At 57.2% G+C, this 23,946-nt stretch carries 22 protein-coding genes; 4 read left to right on the top strand and 18 right to left on the bottom strand.

Annotated features, from left to right (window positions below; genetic code table 11):
* Positions 1-173 precede the first annotated feature (173 nt).
* The 4 genes from HCK03_RS07290 to pdxB all read right to left on the bottom strand — a co-directional run bounded on the left by HCK03_RS07290 (position 174) and on the right by pdxB (position 4,005).
* The gene (locus tag HCK03_RS07290; protein WP_041146598.1) at positions 174-833 is read right to left on the bottom strand and encodes a DedA family protein; all 660 of its coding nucleotides are present in this window, start codon (positions 831-833) and stop codon (positions 174-176) included.
* A gap of 147 nt (positions 834-980) precedes the next feature.
* Positions 981-1,793 carry a tRNA pseudouridine(38-40) synthase TruA gene (gene truA, locus HCK03_RS07285; RefSeq protein ID WP_041146599.1) on the bottom strand — a complete coding sequence of 271 codons (813 nt, stop codon included), beginning with the start codon at positions 1,791-1,793 and terminating at the stop codon, positions 981-983.
* On the bottom strand, positions 1,793-2,806 hold the full coding sequence (locus tag HCK03_RS07280; protein ID WP_143717326.1) for an aspartate-semialdehyde dehydrogenase: 1,014 nt from the start codon (positions 2,804-2,806) through the stop codon (positions 1,793-1,795). Before HCK03_RS07280 ends, truA begins: the two co-directional genes overlap by 1 nt.
* Positions 2,807-2,868: 62 nt before the next feature.
* Entirely contained in the window at positions 2,869-4,005 is a 1,137-nt protein-coding gene (gene pdxB / locus HCK03_RS07275) for a 4-phosphoerythronate dehydrogenase PdxB (RefSeq protein WP_167691339.1), read from the bottom strand.
* 109 nt (positions 4,006-4,114) lie between these two features.
* Here pdxB and flk point away from each other — a divergent pair, with 109 nt between their 5' ends.
* Positions 4,115-5,098, top strand: a complete 984-nt coding sequence (flk, locus tag HCK03_RS07270) for a flagella biosynthesis regulator Flk (protein ID WP_123551775.1) — start codon at positions 4,115-4,117, stop codon at positions 5,096-5,098.
* Positions 5,099-5,192: 94 nt separating this feature from the next.
* On the opposite strand, the gene HCK03_RS07265 is transcribed toward flk, so the two are convergent.
* The 3 genes from HCK03_RS07265 to HCK03_RS07255 form a co-directional block, all read right to left on the bottom strand.
* A complete protein-coding gene (locus tag HCK03_RS07265) occupies positions 5,193-6,866 on the bottom strand; it encodes a carbohydrate porin (RefSeq protein ID WP_167691338.1) in 1,674 nt (557 codons plus the stop codon).
* 74 nt (positions 6,867-6,940) lie between these two features.
* Positions 6,941-8,263 (bottom strand): PTS sugar transporter subunit IIC, encoded by a 1,323-nt coding sequence (locus HCK03_RS07260; protein ID WP_123551777.1) that lies wholly within the window; start codon positions 8,261-8,263, stop codon positions 6,941-6,943.
* A gap of 114 nt (positions 8,264-8,377) precedes the next feature.
* Entirely contained in the window at positions 8,378-8,692 is a 315-nt protein-coding gene (locus HCK03_RS07255) for a PTS sugar transporter subunit IIB (RefSeq protein WP_076945813.1), read from the bottom strand.
* Between the two features lie 197 nt (positions 8,693-8,889).
* Here HCK03_RS07255 and HCK03_RS07250 point away from each other — a divergent pair, with 197 nt between their 5' ends.
* On the top strand, positions 8,890-9,624 hold the full coding sequence (locus HCK03_RS07250; RefSeq protein ID WP_167691337.1) for a GntR family transcriptional regulator: 735 nt from the start codon (positions 8,890-8,892) through the stop codon (positions 9,622-9,624).
* Positions 9,625-9,626: 2 nt separating this feature from the next.
* Here HCK03_RS07250 and HCK03_RS07245 read toward each other — a convergent pair whose 3' ends face one another.
* Positions 9,627-10,802: an MFS transporter gene (locus HCK03_RS07245; protein ID WP_135184191.1), complete on the bottom strand. Its 1,176-nt coding sequence runs from the start codon at positions 10,800-10,802 to the stop codon at positions 9,627-9,629.
* Between the two features lie 111 nt (positions 10,803-10,913).
* Positions 10,914-12,131 (bottom strand): beta-ketoacyl-ACP synthase I, encoded by a 1,218-nt coding sequence (gene fabB, locus HCK03_RS07240; RefSeq protein ID WP_041146604.1) that lies wholly within the window; start codon positions 12,129-12,131, stop codon positions 10,914-10,916.
* A gap of 158 nt (positions 12,132-12,289) precedes the next feature.
* Between fabB and mnmC the strand changes: the two genes are divergently transcribed.
* Positions 12,290-14,278: a bifunctional tRNA (5-methylaminomethyl-2-thiouridine)(34)-methyltransferase MnmC2/FAD-dependent 5-carboxymethylaminomethyl-2-thiouridine(34) oxidoreductase MnmC1 gene (gene mnmC / locus HCK03_RS07235; RefSeq protein WP_167691336.1), complete on the top strand. Its 1,989-nt coding sequence runs from the start codon at positions 12,290-12,292 to the stop codon at positions 14,276-14,278.
* An 81-nt stretch (positions 14,279-14,359) separates the two neighbouring features.
* Here mnmC and HCK03_RS07230 read toward each other — a convergent pair whose 3' ends face one another.
* The 6 genes from HCK03_RS07230 to prmB are packed head-to-tail and all read right to left on the bottom strand — an operon-like array spanning position 14,360 to position 18,906.
* Positions 14,360-14,635 carry a YfcL family protein gene (locus HCK03_RS07230; protein ID WP_041146606.1) on the bottom strand — a complete coding sequence of 92 codons (276 nt, stop codon included), beginning with the start codon at positions 14,633-14,635 and terminating at the stop codon, positions 14,360-14,362.
* Between the two features lie 31 nt (positions 14,636-14,666).
* Positions 14,667-15,215 carry an elongation factor P hydroxylase gene (locus HCK03_RS07225; protein ID WP_041146607.1) on the bottom strand — a complete coding sequence of 183 codons (549 nt, stop codon included), beginning with the start codon at positions 15,213-15,215 and terminating at the stop codon, positions 14,667-14,669.
* Positions 15,215-16,024, bottom strand: coding sequence for a sulfite exporter TauE/SafE family protein (locus tag HCK03_RS07220; protein WP_115192170.1), 810 nt, complete (start codon positions 16,022-16,024; stop codon positions 15,215-15,217). Before HCK03_RS07220 ends, HCK03_RS07225 begins: the two co-directional genes overlap by 1 nt.
* On the bottom strand, positions 16,024-16,848 hold the full coding sequence (gene mepA, locus HCK03_RS07215) for a penicillin-insensitive murein endopeptidase (RefSeq protein ID WP_135184189.1): 825 nt from the start codon (positions 16,846-16,848) through the stop codon (positions 16,024-16,026). Before mepA ends, HCK03_RS07220 begins: the two co-directional genes overlap by 1 nt.
* A gap of 3 nt (positions 16,849-16,851) precedes the next feature.
* Positions 16,852-17,937 (bottom strand): chorismate synthase, encoded by a 1,086-nt coding sequence (aroC, locus tag HCK03_RS07210; RefSeq protein WP_115192168.1) that lies wholly within the window; start codon positions 17,935-17,937, stop codon positions 16,852-16,854.
* Positions 17,938-17,973: 36 nt separating this feature from the next.
* Positions 17,974-18,906 carry a 50S ribosomal protein L3 N(5)-glutamine methyltransferase gene (gene prmB, locus HCK03_RS07205; RefSeq protein ID WP_041146611.1) on the bottom strand — a complete coding sequence of 311 codons (933 nt, stop codon included), beginning with the start codon at positions 18,904-18,906 and terminating at the stop codon, positions 17,974-17,976.
* 166 nt (positions 18,907-19,072) lie between these two features.
* Here prmB and smrB point away from each other — a divergent pair, with 166 nt between their 5' ends.
* Positions 19,073-19,624: an endonuclease SmrB gene (gene smrB / locus HCK03_RS07200; protein ID WP_045856128.1), complete on the top strand. Its 552-nt coding sequence runs from the start codon at positions 19,073-19,075 to the stop codon at positions 19,622-19,624.
* A 21-nt stretch (positions 19,625-19,645) separates the two neighbouring features.
* On the opposite strand, the gene sixA is transcribed toward smrB, so the two are convergent.
* The 3 genes from sixA to fadI all read right to left on the bottom strand — a co-directional run bounded on the left by sixA (position 19,646) and on the right by fadI (position 23,795).
* The gene (gene sixA / locus HCK03_RS07195) at positions 19,646-20,131 is read right to left on the bottom strand and encodes a phosphohistidine phosphatase SixA (protein WP_045856130.1); all 486 of its coding nucleotides are present in this window, start codon (positions 20,129-20,131) and stop codon (positions 19,646-19,648) included.
* A 209-nt stretch (positions 20,132-20,340) separates the two neighbouring features.
* The gene (gene fadJ / locus HCK03_RS07190; protein WP_167691335.1) at positions 20,341-22,485 is read right to left on the bottom strand and encodes a fatty acid oxidation complex subunit alpha FadJ; all 2,145 of its coding nucleotides are present in this window, start codon (positions 22,483-22,485) and stop codon (positions 20,341-20,343) included.
* Positions 22,485-23,795: an acetyl-CoA C-acyltransferase FadI gene (fadI, locus tag HCK03_RS07185; RefSeq protein WP_115192166.1), complete on the bottom strand. Its 1,311-nt coding sequence runs from the start codon at positions 23,793-23,795 to the stop codon at positions 22,485-22,487. Before fadI ends, fadJ begins: the two co-directional genes overlap by 1 nt.
* Positions 23,796-23,946: the final 151 nt, after the last annotated feature.

Below are 23,946 nucleotides of genomic sequence, written 5' to 3'. Positions count from 1 at the left end.
GATGCCAGTTTTGTCGTAAGGGGCGCATAATGCCATTTTTGACCCTTACAGACCATGAATGTTGCACATTAAATCATAACATCCCGTCACATGGGATAAAAAAGTGGTCGTACCGCTCACACTTCACTCTTCGGGCGGCGGCGCTCCGCCCGAAGATGATTAGGCTACGGTGATTATTTTGACTGCTTCGCCGCCGCGCGCTTGTGGCGAATGATTTCAATCACCCCCGGCAGCACGGACAGGAGAATAATAGCCACAATCAGCAGCTTCAGGTTTTCCTGGACGATCGGTAAATCGCCAAACAGGTAGCCTGCATAGGTGAACAGCAGCACCCACAGCAGCGCGCCAACAACGTTATAGGCCGCAAAATGACGATAGGACATGTGGCCCATTCCCGCCACAAATGGCGCAAAGGTTCTGACAATCGGCACGAAGCGAGCGAGGATAATGGTTTTGCCACCGTGACGCTCGTAGAACGCGTGGGTCTTGTCCAGATAGCTGCGGCGGAAGATTTTAGAATCAGGATTACTGAAGAGCTTTTCACCGAACAGCCGGCCGATCGTGTAGTTCAGGGCATCGCCGATAATCGCCGCGATAACCATCAGCACCACCATCAGATGCACGTTCAGATCGTTAGTCGGCAGCGCTGACAGCGCCCCGGCAACAAACAGCAGCGAATCTCCCGGCAGGAACGGTGTCACCACCAGACCTGTTTCGCAAAACAAAATCAAAAACAGAATGGCATAAACCCAGATACCGTACTCGGCAACCAGTTCGGCCAGGTGTACATCTATATGCAGGATGAAATCAATTAAAAAGCGGATCAGGTCCATACCGTTTTAGTCCTTAATAGCAATACGTAAAATCCTTCGCGGCGCAGCCAGGCGGCCGAGCGACGGCTCCCGGACCGCGCAAAAAAGCGGGCCCGGGAAAACCAGCGCGGCCGGCAAAGCGGCGGCCTGAAGGATGAGGCGTATACGTCAGTCCGCCAGAAATAGCGGGCCCATCGGCATCACCGGCAGATCGAAATGGGCCGGATAATCAACCGACACCAGATACAATCCCTCGGCTTTGGCCGTCGCAGCGGCTAGCTTCCTGTCTTTTGCCGCCAGAAGTTCTGCAATCCAGCTCTCTGGCTGGTTACCGGCCCCTACTTCCATCAGGCTGCCGACAATATTCCTTACCATATGATGTACAAAGGCGTTTGCTTTGATATCGACCACCACATATGCGCCGTAACGCGTGACGCTAATGTGCTTCATGTTGCGCCAGGGCGTACGCGACTGGCACTGCAGCGCACGGAACGAGGTAAAATCATTCTCGCCCAGCAGGCACTGCGCCGCGCGCTGCATCCGCTCGGCGTCCAGGGGCTGGTGATAATGGGTCACCCCCTGGCTTAATACCCCCGGGCGCAGCCGGTGGTTATAGATAACGTAACGGTAGCGGCGCGCCGTTGCGCTGAAGCGCGCGTGGAACGCGTCCGGCACATGTTTCACCCAACGCACGGCAATGTCACCAGGCAGATTCGCATTCACGCCCAGCGTCCAGGCCGCGTCTTTACGCAGCGCGCGCGTTTCAAAATGCACCACCTGGCCGGTGCCGTGAACGCCGGCGTCGGTGCGGCCCGCGCAGAAGACGTTAATCGGTTCATTCGCCACCTGCGAGAGCGCCTTTTCCAGCTTCTCCTGCACGCTGCGTACTTCGTTCTGCCGCTGCCAGCCGTAATATTTACTGCCGTCGTACTCGATGCCCAGCGCGATTTTATAGACCGGCAGCTGCTCCATCTCAGACATCAGTAAAAATACTCCTGCACCAGCCTCTCGGCGGTTTTGACCGCCATCAGCGCGCCGCCGAAACGGACGTTGTCGGCAACGGACCAGAACTGCACCTGCTCCGGCATCCCGTAATCGTTGCGCACGCAGCCGACGGAGAGATGGGTGGTGCCGGAGGCGTCGCCAACCTGGGTCGGGAACTCACGCGCTTCGGACAGCTCGATATCTTCCCCGCGCGCAAAGGCATCGCGCGCCTCTTCTGCGGCCAGCGGACGCATGGCTTCGAAATTAACCATCTGCGCATGGCCGTAGAATACCGGCGACTGGACTACGCTTGCGGAGATCATCAGCCCTTCGTCCTGCAGGATCTTTCGCACTTCGTCGACGATGCGTCGCTCTTCCAGCACGCTGCCTTCGCGATCGGGCAGAAGCGGCAGCATATTGAACGCCAGCTGACGGCCAAAGTAATCATCTTCATCAATCGGCATGCCGTTGAGCAGCTTAGCGCTCTGGCCTGCCAGCGCGCTGACGGCTTTTTTACCGCGGGCGGAAACAGAGAGCAGGCTGGTGACCTGAATACGCGACAGGCCGCCTTCGTCAATCAGCGGTTTCAGCGCGGCCAGCAGCTGGCTGGTCAGGCTGTTGGCCACGGCAATAACATTACGATTGCGGTAATCAGCCAGCACGAATGGGTTGACGTCCGGCACGACCAGCGGGACGTCCGGCTCCAGCGCAAACAGGCCGCTGAGGTCGATAACCAGACAGCCTGAGTTAGTCGCCTCATCAACGTAGGCCGCCGTAGCTTCGACGCCGGCGGCGAAAAAGGCCAGCTGGGCCTGGGTCCAGTCAAACTCCGCGGCGTCCTGTACGATGACCGACTTACCGTTGAAGCGCAGATGTTCGCCCGCGCTTTCGTTACGCGCCAGGGCGTAAATATCACCCACCGGGAACTGACGTTCAGCAAGGGTTTCGAGCAGGGCTTCGCCGACGGCGCCCGTTGCGCCCAGTATGGCAATATTCCAGCCTTCAGACATGGTGGTTTACTCCAGAAAAAAGCGACCCTGCAGGAGTATCCAACAGGGTTATTAAGAAGATATTAACGAACAGGGTGATGTAGGGCATTAAAGCCGAGCTGCCGCAACAGCGTCGCCGCCTGCTCATCGCTGCACTGTACGTACAGCGAAGACCATTCACGGCGTTCCTGGTAGTTTTTGCGCAGCTTGTCAAATTCACCCGCAGCACCGGCCACTTTTCGCAGCGGCGCATCGTCGCGGCGCACATCATACACCAAATGGACCAGCCTTTTCAGGGTTGCCTGATCGAGCGCGCCGTGGAGAGTGATACGGCCAAACTCCGGCGCTGGCAGCAAGGTGTCCAGCGCAACCTGCTGCGGATGGCCGATAAACGCGCTGTAGGCTTCAAACACCTGGGTCGTCCCGCGCGCTTTCCCTTCAAGGGTATAGCCCGCGATATGCGCGGTACCGATATCCACGCGATCCAGCAGCTCAAGGTTAAGATCCGGCTCCGGCTCCCAGACGTCCAGCACCACGCTCAGCGGCTGCCCGGCCTGCAGGCACTTCAGCAGCGCGCCGTTATCCACCACCGGACCACGGCAGGCGTTAATTAACACCGTTCCCGGCTTCAGGCGGCTAATCAGCGCCTCATCCGCGAGGTGCAGCGTCTTGTACTGCCCTTCTTTATATAAAGGCGTGTGGAACGTCAGCACATCGGCCTGCTGAACCAGCTCGTCGAGGCTACGGAAATCGCCCTCATCACCGCGATCCGCGCGCGGCGGATCGCAAAGCAGCGTTTTAATCCCCAGCGCTTCAAGACGTTTTTGCAGCCGCCCGCCGACGTTGCCCACCCCTACGATCCCGACGGTACGATCGGTCAGCGCAAAGCCGTCGCGCTCGGCCAGCATCAGCAGCGCCGAGAAAACATACTCAACTACCGCAATAGCGTTGCAGCCCGGTGCGGCGGAAAATCCGATCCCCGCCTGCTGGAGCCACGTCTGATCGACATGATCGGTGCCCGCGGTCGCGGTACCGACGAACTGAATAGCCTTACCGGCAAGCAGTGCTTCATTGACTTTAGTGACGGAGCGGACCATCAGCGCGTCGGCATCGGTCAGCGCTTCAGCCGGAATTGGGCGGCCGGGGACCGCCCTCACCTCGCCCAAACGGCTAAAAAGCTCACGGGCATAGGGCATATTTTCATCAACGAGGATTTTCACGGTTCAGTACCTGTCTGAGAACGAGAGTAAACCGGGGAAGTGTGCCATAATCTCGCCGCCAGGAACATCATCACCGGGCCTCAGTACAGTAATACGGAAAGGATTAATCATGACACAACCCGTTTCAGGTATGTCCGATCGCCCTCCGGGGACGGCTCCCTCCGGTGCGCCCGTCGCCGGGGAGCTTTCGCTGACCACCCAACAACGCACCGTTCTCGAGCGACTGATCACCCGCCTGGTGGCGCTAACATCGCAGCAGAACGCGGAAGTGTGGGCCGGAATCAAGCACGATCTGGGACTGAAAGGCGATGCGCCGCTGCTGGCATGCCATTTTGCCGCCGCCGAAAGTCACCTGAACCAGCGCCTGACCGTTGCGCAGCAAAACCATCACCACCGTCAGACTCTGGCGCAGCTCGGCGAGCTGCTGAGTCAGGGCAACAATCGTCAGGCGGTGAGCGATTATATTCGCCAGAATTATGGCCAAACTACGCTACACGCGCTGACCCAGCAGCAGCTTGAGAACGTGCTGCAGCTGCTGCAAAACAGCCGGCTGTCGATTCCGTCGCCCCAGCAGCGTCAGCCTACGCTGCGCCCGCTGCTGCCGGCGGAGCACAACACGCTGAATCAGCTGGTGACCCGTCTTGCCGCCGCAACCGGCGAGCCCGGTAAGCTTATCTGGCAATCGATGCTGGAGCTGTGCGGCGTGAAAACCGGCGAGCTGATCCCGGCAACGCATTTTACCCCGCTCTCCTACTGGCTTCAGGCGCGGCAAACGCTAAGCACCCAGGCCAGCCCGACGCTCAACTCGCTGCAGGCCGCGCTGAAGCAGCCGCTTGAAGCGCAGGAGTGGCAGAAGATCGCCGATTTTGCCCGCAACAGCTGGCACGTGACGCCGCAGTCGACGCTGAGCTCCAGCCAGATACTGACGCTGTTAAACAAAGTTTTCGTGCTGCGGGTGGCGCGCGCCCAGGAAACCCTGGCGATCCCCTCGCTGCAAACGGAGGCCACCCCGCTCTCCGCGCGGCTCAAAAAGCCGTGGCTTATCCTGCTGGCGCTGGCCGCGCTGGCACTGATATGGCTGATGGTTGCGTAGCGCCTGCCGCCAGAGAAACGCCGTCGCCGGACGGCTAAAGTCACCCTTACGGTAACGCCCGCGCAAGGCGGGCGTTACTCTGGTCAGATGACGATTACCACCAGACCTCAGCCTGCACACCCAGCATAAACTCATCCTTGCTGTTGTCGTTAAAGCGATATTGCGACAGCTCATTATCGAGAATGTTAATATAGGTGCCGTAGAAGCGAATTTCCGGACGCGATCCCAACAAGCTTGGCCCCACTTTTAGCGCATGGTAGAGCGTTGTTTTATACGCCGACTCTTTCAAGTCCTTGCCCTGCTGAGTTTTGTTTTTCTGCGCAAACCAGCCCAGCTCCACCCCGCTCTGGTTCCAGGTATCCCAAATCCAGGCCGGACGGATGACCGCCCGGAGGCTGTCAAAGTCGCTGTGCGCGCCGCTTTCGTAGCTATAGATATCGTTGCCGTGCGACCACACCAGCGCATTCGCCATAATAATCCGATCGGCGAGGTACGTTTCCCCCTGCGAAATCAGGCGTAAGGCTACCCCATTGCTGTGGTCGCCATAATAGTAGCGGCCATGCGCCATCGAGTTGCTGGCGCCGGAGAAGTTCGAGAAACTGCTGGCGTAAGAGTTATTTGCCACCTGCAGCGTAAACTCATTGAAGCCTTTACGCTCCAGCTCCTGGCGTACAATACCGGTCACCATCCAGGTATCCTTCAGCTTGAAGTAGCCGCTGTTATCCTCATTTTCCTTCTGCTGGTCACTCTTATTGGCAAAGGCATATTTCCCCATTAACGACAGCGAGCCCCTCTGCCACAGCGGGATGTTGCGATAGCGCAAATCGACAGAGTTAGTATTCATTTGCGTGGTCCGGGAGAAGTCGCGCGAATAGACATCCACGTCATTGCGGCTGAGCGAGGCGTCCAGCTGGCCAACGCCCAGCGTCCAGTTCTGGATCCCGAGACCCGCAGCAACATCGGTAGTCAGTGATTTCCAGTCAAGCATCTGAATTTCATATTCGGGCAATTTATGCTTACCTACCCAGAAATCAGCCTCCAGCGCAAACGGCAGGAAGCCTTTCGTCGTCAGGAAGATATCGCTGAACTGGAGGATATTCTCGTTATTGGTATCGCCAAACCATGCGTCGTTATACTGCTCGCCCACGTTGCCATCGAAGGTCACCACGGCGTTAGCCGTTTTGCCGTCCTGGCTATAGACCCGCTGATTAAGGGTCAGGTCAAACCAGCCGCTCATCTCATTACCAAATCGGCCCAGAGACCCAGCGGCATAGGTTTGGGACGAGCCGTGGTTAGACGTTCCCCACCCCGAGCGCAGATATCCCTGATAGCTGAAGCCAATATCGTCCTTAACGAATTTGCTGAGATCCTTCATGGTAATACTCTCCACTCTGGCCTTCTTGCCGTCGGTATTGATAACCGCCACCTGCTGCGTCGCCTTCACCTGCGCTGGTGCCGATTTTTCACCGACCTCGTTATTTTCATTGACGATATTTTCAGCTACCGGCGAGGCCGCCGTTGGGTAGCCGGTCGTAACCTTGCGCTGTTCATTCTCTTTAATACTTTTCTGCAGCACAGCCACTTTATCTTTATACGTCGAGAGCTGTGATTGCGTTTTCTGTAATTCTTTTTTATTCGCCGACAGCTCTGACTCCAGCAATTCAAGACGCTGTTCAATCGTTAATTTAGCCGCCACCGTATTGTTTGACGAAATAGCCAGCAGAACGGATAAAGACAATAAGCTAACCTTCAATTTACTTGAATACATAGGGTACCTTTTATATTTTTATAATTTGCCTTCAGCCATGAGGCCGAAGGCAGGTAAAGCCAGAGGGGTGCGCGCTACTGTGCCGCAGCGGCGGTATTCACTTTATTTGACGCAATGACAAACGGTAAATAAATCAACGTTGATACAGCCAGGCACAGGATACCAACAAACAGCGCCAGCCAGTTTCCGCCGGTGCCAAAGAAGGCGATCAGCGGGCCCGGCGTGGTCCACGGAACCGCGTAGGCGATTGGCGGAATAAACTCCATGCTGATAAAGAAGTAGCCAATGAGCGAATTAATAAAAGGCACGAAGATAAACGGAATAACCAAAATCGGGTTCAGCACAATCGGTAAGCCAAACATGACCGGTTCGTTAATATTAAACAGCCCGGGAACAAAAGCCATCTTCGCCAGATCGCGATAATCCTTACGCCGGGAGGCAATAAAAATCGCGATCAGCAGGCCCAGCGTCATACCGGAACCGCCACAGTTAGCGAACGCATCATTGATGCCGGTCCACGTAATCGGATACGGCGCTCCCCACGTACTGCCATGTGAGGCGGCCCAGGAGAGGTTTTCCAGGTTCGCTTCCGAGAAGATAGTTTCTCGAATTGCCGCTACCGTATTCGGACCGTGGATCCCTAGCACCCACAGGAAGTTCGCCACCAGCCCGAGCACCAGAACGGTGATGATATTAGTGCCCATGTCCTTTAGCGGCGCCTGGATCAGGGTATAGATCAGATCGTTAAGACCGTTTGGCGAAATACGGGTTAGCAGGTAGTTGATAATCGAAAAAGAGATCATCACGAAGAAGATAGGCAGCAGAACCTTGAATGAACGCGCCACCGCCGGCGGCACCGCGGCTGGCATACTAATCGTCACTTTCGGGTTGCGCGCCAGGCGACAAAATACTTCGCTGGAGATAATGGCGACGATAATCGCCACAAACAGCCCCTGCGGCCCGAGATATTTTGTCGTCAGATAGGCCTGCCCATCGATGATAACGTACGGCGTATAGACCACAAAAAAGGCGCCGATCGCCGTCAGCCCGCACAGCAGATCGTCCTGCTGGTAGCTTATTGCGATATTACGCGCGACAAGAAAGGTAATCAGTATCGCCATAATGTTGACCGACCCGTTCATTACCGGGGTGAAAATTTGCTGTGCGTCGGCCAAATTCGGAAAGAGCGTTCCCAGATGCAAAATACTGGCGATAAAGCCATCGGGTGAAAGTATCGCGAAATTAATAAGAATAATTAGCGAGCTGGCCATAACGATCGGGAAAGATAAAATAAACGCATCCCGAATTGCTGAGACGTGGATCTGAGAGTTTAATTTGATGGCCACCGGCACCAAAATTTTCTCCATACCACGTTCAAAGCTATCCATAAAACTCATGATTAACCCTTTTCTAATAATTAACGTTCAATAGCGAATCATTGATGAAGGCATTCACATCCGGCGAGCTGGATATCAATACCAGACCTGCGGGGCGGAGCAATTTTAGCGTAATTACTTGTCTGCCAGTAGCTGTAGCGCATTATCTAAAACGGCCTGGCCATCCATTTGCCCGTAGCTTTTCATATCGATGACTGCTACCGGTATTCTTCCTTGCGCGATTTCTTCTATTTCATTTTTCTGAAAGCGCACCTGAGGCCCTAACAGCACAACGTCAACCTCATTTTTTTTGATTTTTTCCTTGGCTTCAGAAATAGCCAGTGCATTGATATTAGCGGCAATACCAACCGCATCGGCGCGATCCTGCATTCGTTTTACCAGCATACTGGTGGACATCCCGGCGGCGCACACTAACAATATATTTTTCATATCCCTTACCTTTTCCTGTTCAAGAAGCTCAATTGACCAGCACTGTAATAATTGTTAATTTTCTTATCCGCAGTTTTGATCACAGTTAGCAATGCAAAAGTTGTTCAAAAACAAAGAAATAAATGAACGTGTTGACGTAACTTCATCGTACAGTGATGACAACATGATGTTTATAAAGGGATTTAAGAGGTGCAAAAGTGGTCTATAAAAATGTAGTTAATTTACTAAAGAACAAAATTAATAGTCCAGCCTATAGCGTCGGAGATCTTCTACCATCAGAAAAGGAATTAGCAGAATTTTATAATGTTTCACGCAATACGCTGCGTAAGGCGCTAAAAACGCTGGAGGAGGACGGCTTAATTGAGCGCCGTCACGGATCCGGGACGTGGATCCGAAATAAACATTTTCAGGCCTCGGTCACCCATTTAGACAGTTTTACTGAAATCGCCCGTAATGAAGGCAAAACTCCCTCCAGCCAAATTCTCAAATTTGAATTACAGTCGGCATCAGAGGAAATAGCTAAAGGCCTGCAGCTGCAGCACGGAGAACCTGTCTATTATGCTAAAAGACTGCGCTTTATCGACAATATTGCGATGCAATTAGAAGAGACCTGGCTTTCGGCAACGCGCTTTCCGGACCTGACGATTGCCCATATGAAAAAATCGAAGTTTGCCTATATTGAAAATGACTGCGGGGTGAGAATAGACGGATGCTACGAATCGATTGTCCCTATTCTCCCCTCCCCCGAGCTGGCTAAACTGTTACATATCAGCGCCAAAGATCCCATCATCCGCATGCAGACCCAGGCGATAGACGAACAGCACCAGCCTATCGACTACTCGATCCTCTATACCAACATGTTTGAGTTTCAGGTGAAGTACTATCTTCCGCGCAAGGCGGCCGGCCCTCACTCTCCGAGGGCCGAGCCATAATACTATTTTCGTAGTGATGCCAGGGTGACGACGATTCCCAGTACGGCACAGACCGCCGCCGCCAGGAAGACGGAGGAGTAGCCCAGAGACGTCGCCAGCAGTCCGGCAAGCGGACCGCTGATACCGTATGAGATATCCTGAAACGCCGCATAGCCGCCGAGCGCGGTGCCCCGTACCTGTGGCGGAACGCGCTTCACCACCTCCACGCCCAGTGACGGGAAGATAAGCGAGCAGCCGCAGCCGGTCAGCGCGGCGCCGGCTAAGGCGGTCCAGGCATCCGGCGCCAGCCACAGCAGCGTCAGGCCAGCGGCCTCAATCAGCAGCGAGACCATCGCCACCTTCACCCCGCCGAAGCGATCGGGCATCCAGCCAAAGAGGATGCGCATCAGCACGAAGGCGCCGCCAAAAGCGGTCAACGTAAAGCCGGCCATCGCCCAGCCGTTGCTGGCGAAGTAGAGCGAGACGAAGGTGCCAATCACCGCAAATCCGACGCCCTGCAGACCAAGGCCGATCCCCGGACGCCAGATCATACCGACAACGCTCCACAGCGACGGACGTTCGCCGCCGTGCGCCGGAACCCTGCGGACCGTGCCGTTAATCGCGAGCGCCAGCAGCGGCAGCGCCATGGTGACGCAGGCCAGCACCGCAACGCCGTACTGCGTGTAGATCAGCAGCCCCAGCGGGGCGCCGGCCGCCAGCGATCCGTATATGGCCATTCCGTTCCATGACATGACTTTCCCCGAGCGCGTCGGCCCGACGAGGCCCAGCCCCCAGCTCAGGTTACCGGTTAGCAGCTGGCTTTCGCCAAAGCCAAGGATCAGGCGGCCCAACACCAGCAGCGCAAATTTTGCCACAATCGATACCGGCAGCAGCGCCGCCAGCAGCCACGCGGCGCCGGCCAGTGCGCAGGCGAGCATGCCCTGCAGCACCGAGCGTTTCGCCCCGTACTGGTCGGCCAGACGACCGGCGTAGCCCCGCGTCAGCACCGTCGCCAGAAACTGAATTCCGACGGCGATGCCAACCATCGTGTTGCCAAAACCGAGCTCGTGGTGCACGAAAAGGGGGATCACCGGCAGCGGAAGGCCAACGGTCATGTAGGTTAGAAAGACGGAGAACGTAATGCGAAATAGCGAAATATTCGCCGAAGAGGGATTCGTTGTTTTTGTCGCTGCGGACATGCTTTACTCCAGTTCGCAGAGTAAGACGAGGTGAGTGTGCCTCCCTGCGCCAGGCTCTATCAATAATGCAAAAAAGGGAGCCTGTTGGCTCCCTTTTCAATTACTGACTGACTATGCGTCGTGTTTACGCATTACCAGGGTGGCGTTGGTGCCACCAAAACCGAAGCTGTTGGACATCACGGTGGTCAGCGCACGTTCAGTCGGCTTAGTCACGATGTTCAGGCCAGCGGCCTGCTCGTCCATCTCGTCGATGTTGATGCTTGGAGCGATAAAGCCGTGTTCCAGCATCAGCAGAGAGTAGATAGCTTCCTGTACGCCAGCGGCGCCCAGCGAGTGGCCGGTCATCGCTTTCGTTGCGGAGATTGCCGGGCTGTTATCGCCGAAGACTTCACGGATTGCACCCAGCTCTTTCACGTCGCCAACCGGCGTTGAGGTGCCGTGGGAGTTCAGATAATCAATCGGGGTATCAACGCCCTGCATCGCCATGTGCATGCAGCGGACTGCGCCTTCGCCAGACGGAGCAACCATGTCAGCGCCATCGGAAGTTGCGCCGTAGCCGACGATTTCCGCATAGATATGTGCGCCACGTGCCAGAGCGTGTTCCAGCTCTTCAACCACAACCATACCGCCGCCGCCAGCGATAACGAAACCGTCGCGGTTCGCATCATAGGTACGGGACGCTTTGTCCGGGGTTTCGTTGTATTTGGTGGACAGCGCGCCCATTGCGTCGAATTCGCAGGCCATTTCCCAGCACAGCTCTTCGCCGCCGCCGGCAAAAACGATATCCTGTTTGCCCAGCTGAATCTGCTCTACGGCATTGCCGATACAGTGTGCGGAAGTCGCACAGGCGGAGCTGATAGAGTAGTTAACGCCGTGGATTTTGAACGGCGTGGCCAGGCAGGCAGAAACGGCAGAGGCCATCGCTTTGGTCACCACGTACGGGCCAACGGCCTTCAGGCCGCGCGGGCTACGCATCGCATCTGCGCCAAACACCTGATATTTTGAAGAGCCGCCGGAACCGGCGATCAGACCGACGCGCGGGTTATTTTGATAAACTTCTTCTTTCAATCCTGCGTCTTCTACGGCCTGCTGCATTGAGAGATAGGCGTAGATAGAGGCATCGTTCATAAAGCGAACCACTTTACGGTCGATCAGACCGGTGGTATCCAGCTTAACGTTGCCCCATACGTGGCTGCGCATACCTGAATCTTGAAATTCCTGAGAGAAAGTGATCCCTGAACGTCCTTCACGCAGAGATGCCAGGACTTCCTGCTGGTTGTTACCGATGCTGGAAACGATGCCCAAGCCAGTAATAACTGCACGTTTCATTCAATACCTCTGTAAGTCGCACTATTTTAAGTTTCGAGTCGCACAATAGCGTACACTTGTACGCCGAACAAGTCCGATCAGCCATTTTGTGTATAAATTTGCGCCTCCCGGCACACATCGTTAAGATCGTTCTACGCCTTGAGATTCGAGTAACTTACGTGAAACAAAACGCCATACAACCTGCCAACCTGGAATTCAACGCTGAGGGTACACCTGTTTCCCGAGATTTCGGCGACGTGTACTTTTCCAATGACAACGGTCTGGAAGAGACCCGCTACGTTTTTCTCGGCGGCAACCGCCTCGGTGAACGTTTTCCTGTTCATTCCCAGCCGCTGTTTGTGGTGGCGGAGAGCGGATTCGGCACCGGCCTCAACTTCCTTACGCTGTGGCAGGCGTTCGACGTTTTTCACCGTGACTACCCCGAAGCTACCCTGCAAAGATTACATTTCATCAGTTTTGAAAAATTTCCACTCACCGCCGCCGATCTGGCCCTCTCCCACCAGCACTGGCCGGAGCTGGCGCCGTGGGCGGAGCAGCTGCAGGCCCAGTGGCCACTGCCCGTTGCCGGCTGCCACCGGCTGCTGCTTGATGACGGACGCGTGACCCTCGATTTGTGGTTCGGCGATATCAACGAGCTGACCCTTGAGCTTGATGATTCCCTTAATCAGCAGGTCGATGCCTGGTTTCTCGACGGGTTTGCGCCGGCAAAAAACCCGGATATGTGGACGCCAGAGCTCTTCGCGGCCATGGCCCGGCTGGCAAAACCGGGCGGAACCCTGGCAACCTTCACCTCCGCAGGCTTCGTCCGTCGCGGCCTGCAGGAAGCCGGCTTCACCATGCATAAGCATAAAGGCTTCGGCCGCAAACGAGAGATGCTGATCGGCGAGATGAGCCGCGAGCTGAACCTGCCCGCGCGCGCGCCGTGGTTTGCCCGTACCGCCAGCGAAAAACGCGAGGTGGCGATTATCGGCGGTGGAATTGCCAGCGCCCTGCTGTCACTCGCGCTGCTGCGCCGCGGCTGGCAGGTGACGCTCTATTGCGCCGACGATGCCCCTGCCAAAGGCGCATCCGGCAACCGTCAGGGAGCGCTGTATCCTTTGCTCAGCCAGCACGACCCGGCCCTGACCCGCTTCTTCCCCGCCGCATTTACCTTCGCGCGCAGGATTTACGACGCGCTGCCGGTCACCTTCGACCACCAGTGGTGCGGCGTGACGCAGCTCGCCTGGGATGAGAAAAGCGGGCAAAAAATCGCCCAGATGCTTGAGCTCAATCTGCCGGCGGAAATTGCCGCCGCCGTCAGCGCCGAGGCGGTGGCGCAGGCGACCGGCGTCGAGACCGGCTGCGGCGGGATCGCCTATCCCGCAGGAGGCTGGCTCTGCCCGCAGCAGCTGACGGCCGAACTCCTCGCGCTGGCGGCGGCCCGAGGGCTGCAGGCACGCTATGGCTTTAAGGTGGAGACGCTCACCGCCGAGGGCGACGGCTGGCAGCTGAACCAGCGCCAGCAGCATGCCGTGGTGGTACTGGCGAACGGCCATCAGCTGACAACCTTCAGCCAAACCGCGCAGCTGCCGGCCTATCCGGTGGGCGGCCAGGTTAGCCATATCCCGACGACGCCGGGGCTTTCTCAGCTGCGCCAGGTGCTGTGCTATGACGGCTACCTGACGCCGCAAAACCCGCGTAACCAGCAGCACTGTATCGGAGCCAGCTATCATCGCGGGCAGACGGAAACGGCGTTCAGCGCCGAGGACCAGCGGCAGAACCGTCAGCGCCTGGTAGACTGCTTCCCCGATGCGCAGTGGGCCCAGGAGGTCGATACCAGCGCCAACGAGGCTCGCTGCGGCGTGCGCTGCGCCACCCGCGACCACTTACCGATGGTCGGCAACGTGCCCGACTATGATGCTACGCTTGCCCGGTACGCTCAGCTTGCTGGGCAGAAGGAGGATGCGCCCTCTGCGCCGGTGCATAGCAATCTCTATCTTCTTGGGGCATTGGGATCGCGCGGGCTGTGCTCCGCGCCGTTAACGGCGGAAATTTTGGCGGCGCAGATGAGCGGTGAACCGCTGCCAATGGATCGCGAAACGCTGGCGGCGCTCAATCCCAATCGGCTATGGGTGAGGAAACTGCTGAAGGGAAAAGCGGTGAAATAATCCGTTGAGGTAGCCCGGACGGCACTCTCCGGGCTATTCCCCGACCTCGCAATGCGCGGCCAGGGCTATCGAGCAGGCTGTTTAGCGTTTTGCCTGCTGATACAATTTATTCCACATATCCTGAACGAGGATTTGGTCCGGCGGCGAAAGCTCTCCCGCACCGATCGCTTTTTCCAGGCTATGAGTCACCCGGTCACTGATCGCCTGCGGCGAGTGATCGTCTCCGCCTTCCAGCTCGGCTACCGCCAGCGTCAGGTGGCCACGCAGATAGCCGCCGGCAAACAGTTCATCATCGCTGGCGTGGTCTACCATTTCGTCGATTAGCGCCAGAATGCGTGATTCAAACTCCGCGAGCATTGTCTTTCCTCTTCTAGTGTAAAGCGTGGCCTTAGTGCAGGTCTTCCGGCCACGGAAATTGTTCTGCCGTCAGTGGCGGCGTTTGATAATATTTTTGTAATGCCTGAATAAATCGTGCCGGACGTTCCGGGATCCCCTGCTCCAGATAGCTCATGACCTGGGCATGGACCCGCCGCTGGAAGGCAATGCGATCGGGCTCGACGTCCCCTTCCAGGTTGTCGCAGCTGACGTTAAACGGGAAGCCCGCCGCCACGCAAAACAGCCAGTCAAACGCCTGGGGCTTCACTTCGACATCTTCAAACTGACACTGAGTCATCGCATCGCGGCCGTCCGGGCAGTACCAGTAGCCGAAATCAACCAGTTCACGACGCGCTTTCCCGGCAATACACCAGTGCGAAATTTCGTGCAGGCCGCTGGCATAAAAGCCGTGGGCAAAGACGATACGGTTAAAAGGTACGTCGTCATCAGCCGGAAGATAGATCGGTTCGTCATCGCCTTTAATCAGACGGGTATTAAAATCGTCGGCGAAGCAGCCGTCAAAAATAGCGATCAGCTGCTCATAATGGTGTTGCTGTTGCATTAATTCATTCCCAACCACTGCAGGATTTCCGCCCCGTGGCTGTCATAAAGAAGTTTCGCACTCATCACTGCGGACACGACCACGATCATCGGTCGAATCAGCGATTGCCCTTTGCTCAATACCAGCCGTGAGCCCGCGCGGGCGCCGATAAACTGCCCCGCCATCATCACGAATCCGGTGGCCCAAATCACTTTGCCGCCAATAATAAACAGCAGCAGGCCGCCAACGTTAGAAGTCGCGTTGAGCACCTTCGCGTGAGCGGTTGATTTTGCAAGGTTGAACCCCGCCAGGGTCACAAAGGCCAGGGCGTAGAACGAGCCGGCGCCCGGGCCGAAGAAGCCGTCATAGAACCCCACGCAGCCGCCGGCAATAAGCGCGAACGGCAGGCCGTACAAACGACGCTGGCGATCCTCCTCGCCTAGTTTCGGCATCAGCAGGAAATAGAGGCCAATCCCGATAATCAGGATCGGCAAAATCTGCTTGAGGATATCGGACTGCACGTGCTGAACCAGCAGCGCACCGCCGGTGGAGCCGATAAAGGTCATCACAATATTCAGCTTCTGATCGGCGAGGTTCACCACCTTGCGGCGGATAAAGTAGAGCGACGCGGAGAGCGAGCCGCCGCAGGCCTGCAGCTTGTTGGTCGCCAGCGCCTGCGCCGGAGGAAGCCCCGCCGCCATCAGCGCCGGAACGGTCAACAGCCCGCCGCCGCCGGCCAGAGAATCGATAAACCCGGCGAGGATAGCGACGAAGAAAAGCACTACCATTACCGTAGGCGAAACCATAAACAGGTCGATAAAACTATCCATTAAAGAACGTGCTCATCCAGTAGCGCCTGGCAGGAAGGCGGCAGCGGAGGCGGCGTCTTCTTCACAGGAGGGGTTGATCCGGGTTTCGGGGGTTCGAACCAGCTTTGCAGCTCAGCACCGCAGCCATCGCCGGCAGGCGGCGGCGCCTGCTCTTCGCACTCCAGGCTTCCGGCAGGGCAGCGCAGGCGAACGTGCATATGCGCGCGGTGCTGGAACCACGGGCGAACCTTATGCAGCCAGTCGCGATCGCTTCCGGCATCAAGGCAGAGCTGCTGTTTGATGGCCGGGTTAACGAAGATGCGCGTGACCTCGCTATCTTCCGCCGCCAGCTTGATCAGCTGGCTAATTTGCGGGCTCCAGCGCGCCGGGACAACGCGCTTGCCGTCCCCGGAGACCAGATCCAGTGCCTGCGGCTTCAGCAGCTGCGCCGGGCTCCAGCGCGTCTGCGGCAGCTGGAGGAAAATATCCACGTCAAGGCCGCTCTGATGACTGGCGTGGCCGCCGTTAAAACGCCCGCCGGCGGGCATGCCCATATCACCAATCAGCATCGTGCCCATTCCCCGGCTATACACCTGATTGCTCAGGCGCTGGATAAACCGGACAAGATCGGGGTGGCCGAAATAGCGGCGCTGGTCGGTACGCATCACCTGGTAGTTTACCGAGTTCAGCGGCAGCGCCTGGGCTCCCACAATACAGCCGTTAGCAAAAGCGCCGATAGACTGCGCGCTGCCGCCTATCGGCTGAGTGATTTTTTGCCACGGCGTTGCCGCAGAGCAGGCAGAGCTGGCCACAAGCGCCAGCAGAGCGATAACGGTTTTTTTCATCGATTACCAGCGTGGAATTGATGTCGTCACGTCGCCGTTTTGCGCGCGTTGACGCATAAAGTGATCCATTAACACAATCGCCAGCATCGCTTCCGCGATCGGCACCGCGCGGATCCCCACGCACGGATCGTGCCGCCCTTTGGTGATCATCTCGACTTCTTCGCCAAAGCGGTTAATGGTATGTCCCGGAACGGTGATGCTGGAGGTCGGCTTCAGCGCAATATGCGCGACAATCTGCTGACCGCTGCTGATCCCGCCGAGCACGCCGCCCGCATGGTTGCTCTGGAAACCAGTTTTGGTTATCTCATCGCGGTTTTCGCTGCCGCGCAGCTTAACCACCTCAAAGCCGTCGCCAATCTCAACGCCTTTCACCGCATTGATGCTCATCAGCGCGTGGGCAATGTCGGCATCCAGGCGGTCGAATACCGGCTCACCGAGTCCCGGAGGCACGCCATCGGCTACGACGGTGATTTTTGCGCCAATCGAGTCACCTTCTTTTTTCAGGCCACGCATCAGCTCATCAAGGGCGTCGATTTTATCCGGATCGGGACAGAAGAACGGGTTCTGTTCAACCTGCTCCCAGTCTTTAATGGCCAGCGGGATATCGCCCATCTGGGTCAGGCAGCCGCGGATGACGATGCCAAACTTCTCCGCGAGGAACTTCTTGGCGATCGCCCCTGCCGCAACGCGCATCGCGGTTTCGCGCGCCGACGAGCGTCCGCCGCCGCGATAATCGCGCAGGCCGTACTTCTGCTCGTAGGTGTAATCCGCGTGGCCGGGACGAAAAACGTCTTTAATCGCACCGTAATCCTGCGAACGCTGGTCGGTATTCTCAATCAGCAGACCAATACTGGTGCCGGTGGTGACGCCTTCGAATACGCCGGACAGGATCTTAACCTGGTCCGGTTCGCGGCGCTGGGTGGTATAGCGCGAGGTACCGGGACGACGGCGATCCAGGTCGTGCTGCAGATCGGCTTCGGTCAGTGGGATGCCTGGCGGCACGCCGTCGACGATGCAGCCCAGCGCCAGGCCGTGCGACTCGCCGAAGGTGGTTACGCGAAAGAGTTGTCCAATTGTATTTCCTGCCATCACGGCTCCGTCATGTTTGCGTGTTGTTTTTGCTTTTTAGTCTTTATAAATACCGAAATGCACCCGGGCGGCGATCAGCTGCGGTTTGGTCAGCATAAACACGCCGTCTCCGCCGTTATCGAACTCAAGCCAGGTGAACGGGACATCCGGGTACTGTTCAATCAGATGTACCATGCTGTTACCGACTTCACAAATCAGAATACCGTCATCGTTGAGGTAATCCGGGGCGCAGGCGAGAATGCGGCGGGTTAACTTCAGACCGTCGCTGCCTGAGGCCAGCCCAAGCACCGGCTCATGGCGATATTCACCCGGCAGATCGGACATATCTTCTTCGTCGACGTACGGCGGGTTGGTGACGATCAGGTCATACTGCACCTTCGGCAGGTCGCGGAACAGATCGGAGCGAATCGGCGTAACCTGATGGATAAGCCCGTGCTCTTCCACGTTTTGTTCGGCGACGGCCAGCGCGTCAGGGGAGATATCCACCGCGTCGACTTCCGCTTGTGGGAAGGCATAGGCGCAGGCGATGGCGATACAGCCGCTGCCGGTGCACATATCGAGGATGTGCTGCGGCTGATGGTCGATCAGTCCGGCAAACTGGTTTTCGATAAGCTCGCCAATCGGCGAGCGCGGCACCAGCACGCGCTCATCGACGTAAAACTCATGGCCGCAGAACCAGGCTTTGTTGGTCAGATAGGCGACCGGAATGCGCTCGTTGACGCGGCGAATCACGCGCTCAACGATGCGGTGCTTTTCACTGGAGGTCAGGCGCGCAATGCGCATGTCTTCCGGGATGTCCAGCGGCAGGTACAGCGAAGGCAGCACCAGCTGCACCGCTTCGTCCCACGGGTTGTCGGTGCCGTGACCGTACCAGATATTCGCCGCGCTGAAGCGGCTTACCGCCCAGCGCAGCATGTCCTGAATGGTCTGCAGCTCATTGACTGCTTCATCAACAAAAATTTTATCCACGCCATCCTCCAGGACACGCTCTACTGTAAATTCGGCGGCTAGTTTGCCACGAAGACGGCGATAAATCAGCATTCTTACGTCAGGCAGAGGGGGAAAAGTACGTTTTGCTTGCCTGGATCTACTCCGGGTCGGGTAAACTAGCGCAAAGAAAAGATGAGAGTGGGCAATGAAAAAGAAAACATCGCTTAGCGTGGAGGATCAGACGCTGTTCCGTCAGCTCATGACCGGCACGCGTAAGATTAAGCAGGACACTATCGTTCACCGCCCGCTGCGCAAGAAAATAACCGAAGTGCCGCCGAAGCGGCTGCTTCAGGAGCAGGCCGACAACAGCCACTACTTTTCGGATGAGTTTCAGCCGCTGCTGAATACCGAGGGGTCGGTAAAATATGTCCGTTCGGACGTGAGCCACTTTGAGTTGAAAAAGCTGCGCCGCGGAGACTATTCGCCCGAGCTGTTTCTTGACCTGCACGGTTTAACCCAGCAGCAGGCAAAGCAGGAGCTGGGCGCGCTGATTGCCGCATGCCGCCGGGAACACGTATTCTGCGCCTGCGTGATGCACGGCCACGGAAAGCATATTCTGAAGCAGCAAACGCCATTATGGCTGGCGCAGCATCCGCATATTATGGCCTTCCATCAGGCGCCAAAAGAGTACGGCGGAGACGCCGCACTGCTGGTGCTGATTGAGATTGAAGAGTGGCAACCGCCGGAGCTTCCGTAACACGTCGGCTCCGGGGGGAGATTAGATAGCTTTCGCCATCTTCAGGTTGCAGGGGCTCATCTGCCAGTTGAATTCGCCCTTGCCGTTGGCATCGAGCGTCACGCAGGCAATGGCCGAGGTCGTGAACATCGGGGGAGTCTCTCCCGGGCAGAGCTCTGAGACGAGGTACCCCACTAACGGCAGGTGAGAAACGACCAGCGCCGTTGCCACACCTTCATTCGCCAGCGCCTGAAGATAGGCGTTGACCAGGCCAACGTCGCCGCACGGCGTCAGCTCCGGCATGACGTCGACGTTCTTCGGCAGGTTCATGCACTCTCTTACGATATCCAGCGTCTGTTCTGCACGCAGATAAGGACTCACAAGAACCCGCTCAATATCCACTTTCTGACCTTTCAGCCAGGTTGCCATCTGACGAGACTCATCACAACCGCATGCGGTTAATGGACGAACCGAGTCACTGGCTGCATCGAGGGCAGCGTCGCCGTGACGCATGATAAAAACTTGCATATTGCACCGCTTTTGTTAACCAGAAGCACCGTAGTCTTGCCCGCGAAGGTAATACGCAGTCGACTCAGTGGCCGGGCATTGTGCCTGATCCATCCAACGAATGAAACGCTGTTTTTTACCTCAGTGGCGTAAGTATAGTCAATGATTGTTGACAAAACAGCCAATCGACAGCGTCATTCATCGTCGGATTTATCTTCTTTGACCAGAACTTAGGTCGTCCGTTCGCCAGCGGGCCAAAATGTCGCCCCCTGCTCGGCCATGCGCAATAAATTTTCACATGGCGTAAAACGCGGGCCGTACTGAGCGGCCAGACGCTGCAAAATTGCAACCACTTCACCCGCCCCGGATGTATCCATATAGCGGAACGGGCCGCCAAGAAACGGCGGGAAGCCAATACCAAACACGGCGCCGATATCGCCATCGCGGGCGCTGCGAATAACCTGCTCATCGAAGCAGCGCGCCGCTTCATTGAGCATCATCATCACACAGCGTTCCGCTACCTGCTGCGCTGACAATCGCGCCTGCGGAGCAGAAATCCCCAGTAGCGAATAAATTGCCGCATCGGGTCGTTTTTTGCTTGTACGCCCTTTTTTCTCATAAAGATAGAAACCGCGGCTATTTTTTCTGCCTTTGCGATCGTCATTCAAGATCGCATTAATGATATTTGCAGGCGGACTAAAACGTTCTCCCCACGCCGATTCCAGAACGGGAATAATTTTGGTGCCGGTGTCGATACCCACTTCATCGAGCAGCTGGATAGGCCCTACCGGAAAACCGAATTTAACCAGTGCGTTATCGATATGCTCAACGGGTTCACCTTCCATCAGTAAACGCATCGCCTCGTTAATGTAAGGGGCGAGAATGCGGTTAACGTAGAAGCCGGCTTTATCCGCCACCACGATCGGCGTTTTGCCCTGCATTTTTGCCAGCCGGACCACCGTGGCGACGGCCTGCGGGTCCGTATGCTGGTGCGGGATAACCTCCACCAGCGGCATTTTTTCAACCGGGCTGAAATAGTGCAGGCCAATCACCCGCTGTGGCCTGCTGGCCTGCGCCGCGATCCCGGCGATCGGCAGCGACGACGTATTGGAGGCAAAGATCGTCTCCGGGCCGCAATGCTGTTCTATTTCGGCAACCATGCGCTGCTTAAGCGCTAAATCCTCGAATACGGCTTCGATCACCACATCGCGGTGGGCAAACCCTTGATAATCCGTGGTCCCGGAAATAAGGGCCAGCTGGCGGTCGCGCTCGCTGGCGCGCATGTAGCGGCGGCGTACCTGCTTGTCCAGCAGCGCCCAGCTGTACTTCAACGCATGGTTAATCCCGCTGGCCTGAATATCCTTGATTCGCACCGGCAATCCGCCTTTGCTGGCGGTAACGTAAGCTATCCCCCCGCCCATCAGGCCGCCGCCGAGAACGGCGACGCTGTTTAAAGGCCCGGCTTCAGCCTCGGCACCGCGATCTTTTTTCAGCTCGGTGCTGGCAAAGAAAATAGAGCGCAGCGCCTGCGATTGCTGCGTCATCGCCAGCTCGCCGAAGGCTCTCGCCTCCTCGGCGTAGCCGCTGCTGCACCCATGAGCCAGCCCGTTCTCAATAACCTGCAGAATTTTTTTCGCGGCGGGATAGTTGCCCTGGGTCTTCTGCTGCGTCTTCTTCGCCACCAGGCTAAACAGCAGATTACGCCCTAGCGGGCCGGCAAGAACGCGCTCGCGCATTGGCATATTGCGGCTTGCCGGACGCCCTTTCAGCGCCAGCTCCACCGCCGTTTGCAGTAAAATAGCCTGCGGTACCACATCGTCCACCAGCCCGGCCTTAAGCGCCTGTCTGGCGCGCAGCTGTTTGCCGGTGAGAATCATCTCCAGCGCGCTGCTGACGCCAATCAACCGCGGCAGCCGCTGCGTGCCGCCGGAACCCGGCAGTAAACCCAGCTGCACCTCAGGCAGACCAAGGCGGGTTTTATCATCATCGCTACAGACTCGCCCATGGCAGGCTAGCGCCAGCTCAAGGCCTCCGCCAAGGCAGGCACCATGGATAGCGGCGATCGCCGGAATAGTCAGCCCGTGGAGCTCTGCCATGATCTGCTGCCCCTGACGAGCCAGCGCCTCCGCCTCTTCCGCGCTGGTACAGCGGGCAATCATATTGATATCCGCCCCGGCTATGAAGTTGTCCGGTTTAGCAGAAATGATCACCACGCCGCGCAGGGATTTGTTATCACGGATCTGGCGGATAATAGCCCGCACCTGGCTGCCAAACTCGGCCTTCAGGGTATTCATTTTTTCGCCGGGCGTATCGATGGTGATAACCGCCACGTTGTCCGGACGAATATCGAGAGTAAACGCTGATGCAGGAGTCATTACTCCACCTCCAGAATCATGGCTGCGCCTAAACCGCCCGCCGCACAGGCGGTGACCAGACCAAACCCGCCCCCTCTGCGCCGCAGCTCGTGCAGCGTTTGCGTGATCATCCTCGCGCCGGTCGCGGCAAAAGGATGGCCGTAGGCAATAGAGCCGCCGAGGACGTTAAATTTGCTGTCATCCACTTCGCCAGTGGCCTGCGAGCGGCCCAGCACTTCGCGGGCAAAACGATCGCTTGCCAGACACTTCAGGTTGGCCAGCGTTTGCGCGGCAAACGCCTCATGCATATCGATAAGGGTTAAATCAGCGAGGGTCAGACCCGCCCTTTCCAGCGCCAGAGGCGTTGACCACGCCGGCCCCAGCAGCATGTCCTGCTGAACGCCGATGGCGGTGAAGGCGTAGCTGCGCAGATAGCCCAGCGGGGTTAATCCCAGCTCTTTCGCCCGGGATTCCGTCATCATCATCACCGCCGCCGCGCCGTCGGTTAGCGGCGTACTGTTGGCCGCGGTGACCGTGCCGTGCTTGCGATCGAAAGCCGGTCGTAACTTTTGGTAATCCGCGAGGGTAGAATTCTTACGAATATTGTTATCGCTTTCTACAGGCTCGCGGAACGGTGGCGCGTAGGCGGTCATCACTTCTGCTGAAAGCTTTCCCTCTTCCCAGGCTTTGGCCGCCAGCTGATGGGAACGAAGCGCCAGCGCATCCTGTTGTTCACGGGTGATGCCCCAGCTTTTTGCCATCTGCTCTGCGGTATCGCCCATCCGCAGCCCGGTCGAGTATTCGGCGACGGCGGGTGGTACCGGTAAAAGATCGCGCAGGCGCAGGCGAGAAAAAAGCTTCAGCCGTTGGCCAAGGGTGCGCGCCTTATTGGCATCCACCAGCGTGCGGGCCAGCTTTTTACTTACGCCGATAGGCAGTACCGATGAGGAGTCGGCGCCGCCGGCAATGCCCGCGCGGATCGTTCCGGCCATCAGGCTTTCGGCTACGTTAGCGACGGCCTGGAAGCTGGTCGCACAGGCGCGGCTGACGCTATAGGCATCGGTGTGCACGCTCATGCCGGTGCCAAGCACGATCTCGCGCGCAATATTCGGCGCTTCCGGCATCTGTACCACCTGGCCAAAGACCAGCTGTTCAATAATCTGCGGGGGAATATCGCTGCGAGCCAGCATTTCACTGATGACCATTTTTCCCAAATCAATCGCGGGAACGCCGTGAAATACCGTTGCCTGACGGGCAAACGGCGTACGTAAACCGCTGACGATGGCAATGCGATCGCCCTGACGGGTGACAAGCGGTAGTGCCTGACTCATAACTCTCCCCTGTTAACCGATAAAACCAAGTGGTCTGACCTGATAACAGTTTTAACTAATTTTTTACATTAAGCCAATCGGAGAAGCAAAAAAGTGGGAGCCAAAACACATTGAAAGGAGAAGATGACGCCCCGCAGAAAGGGGCGTCAGA

Source organism: Klebsiella terrigena (assembly GCF_012029655.1).
Classification (GTDB): Bacteria; Pseudomonadota; Gammaproteobacteria; order Enterobacterales; family Enterobacteriaceae; genus Klebsiella; species Klebsiella terrigena.
The sequence above is the reverse complement of the archived record's forward strand: the minus strand, read 5'-3'. Positions and strand labels throughout refer to the sequence as shown.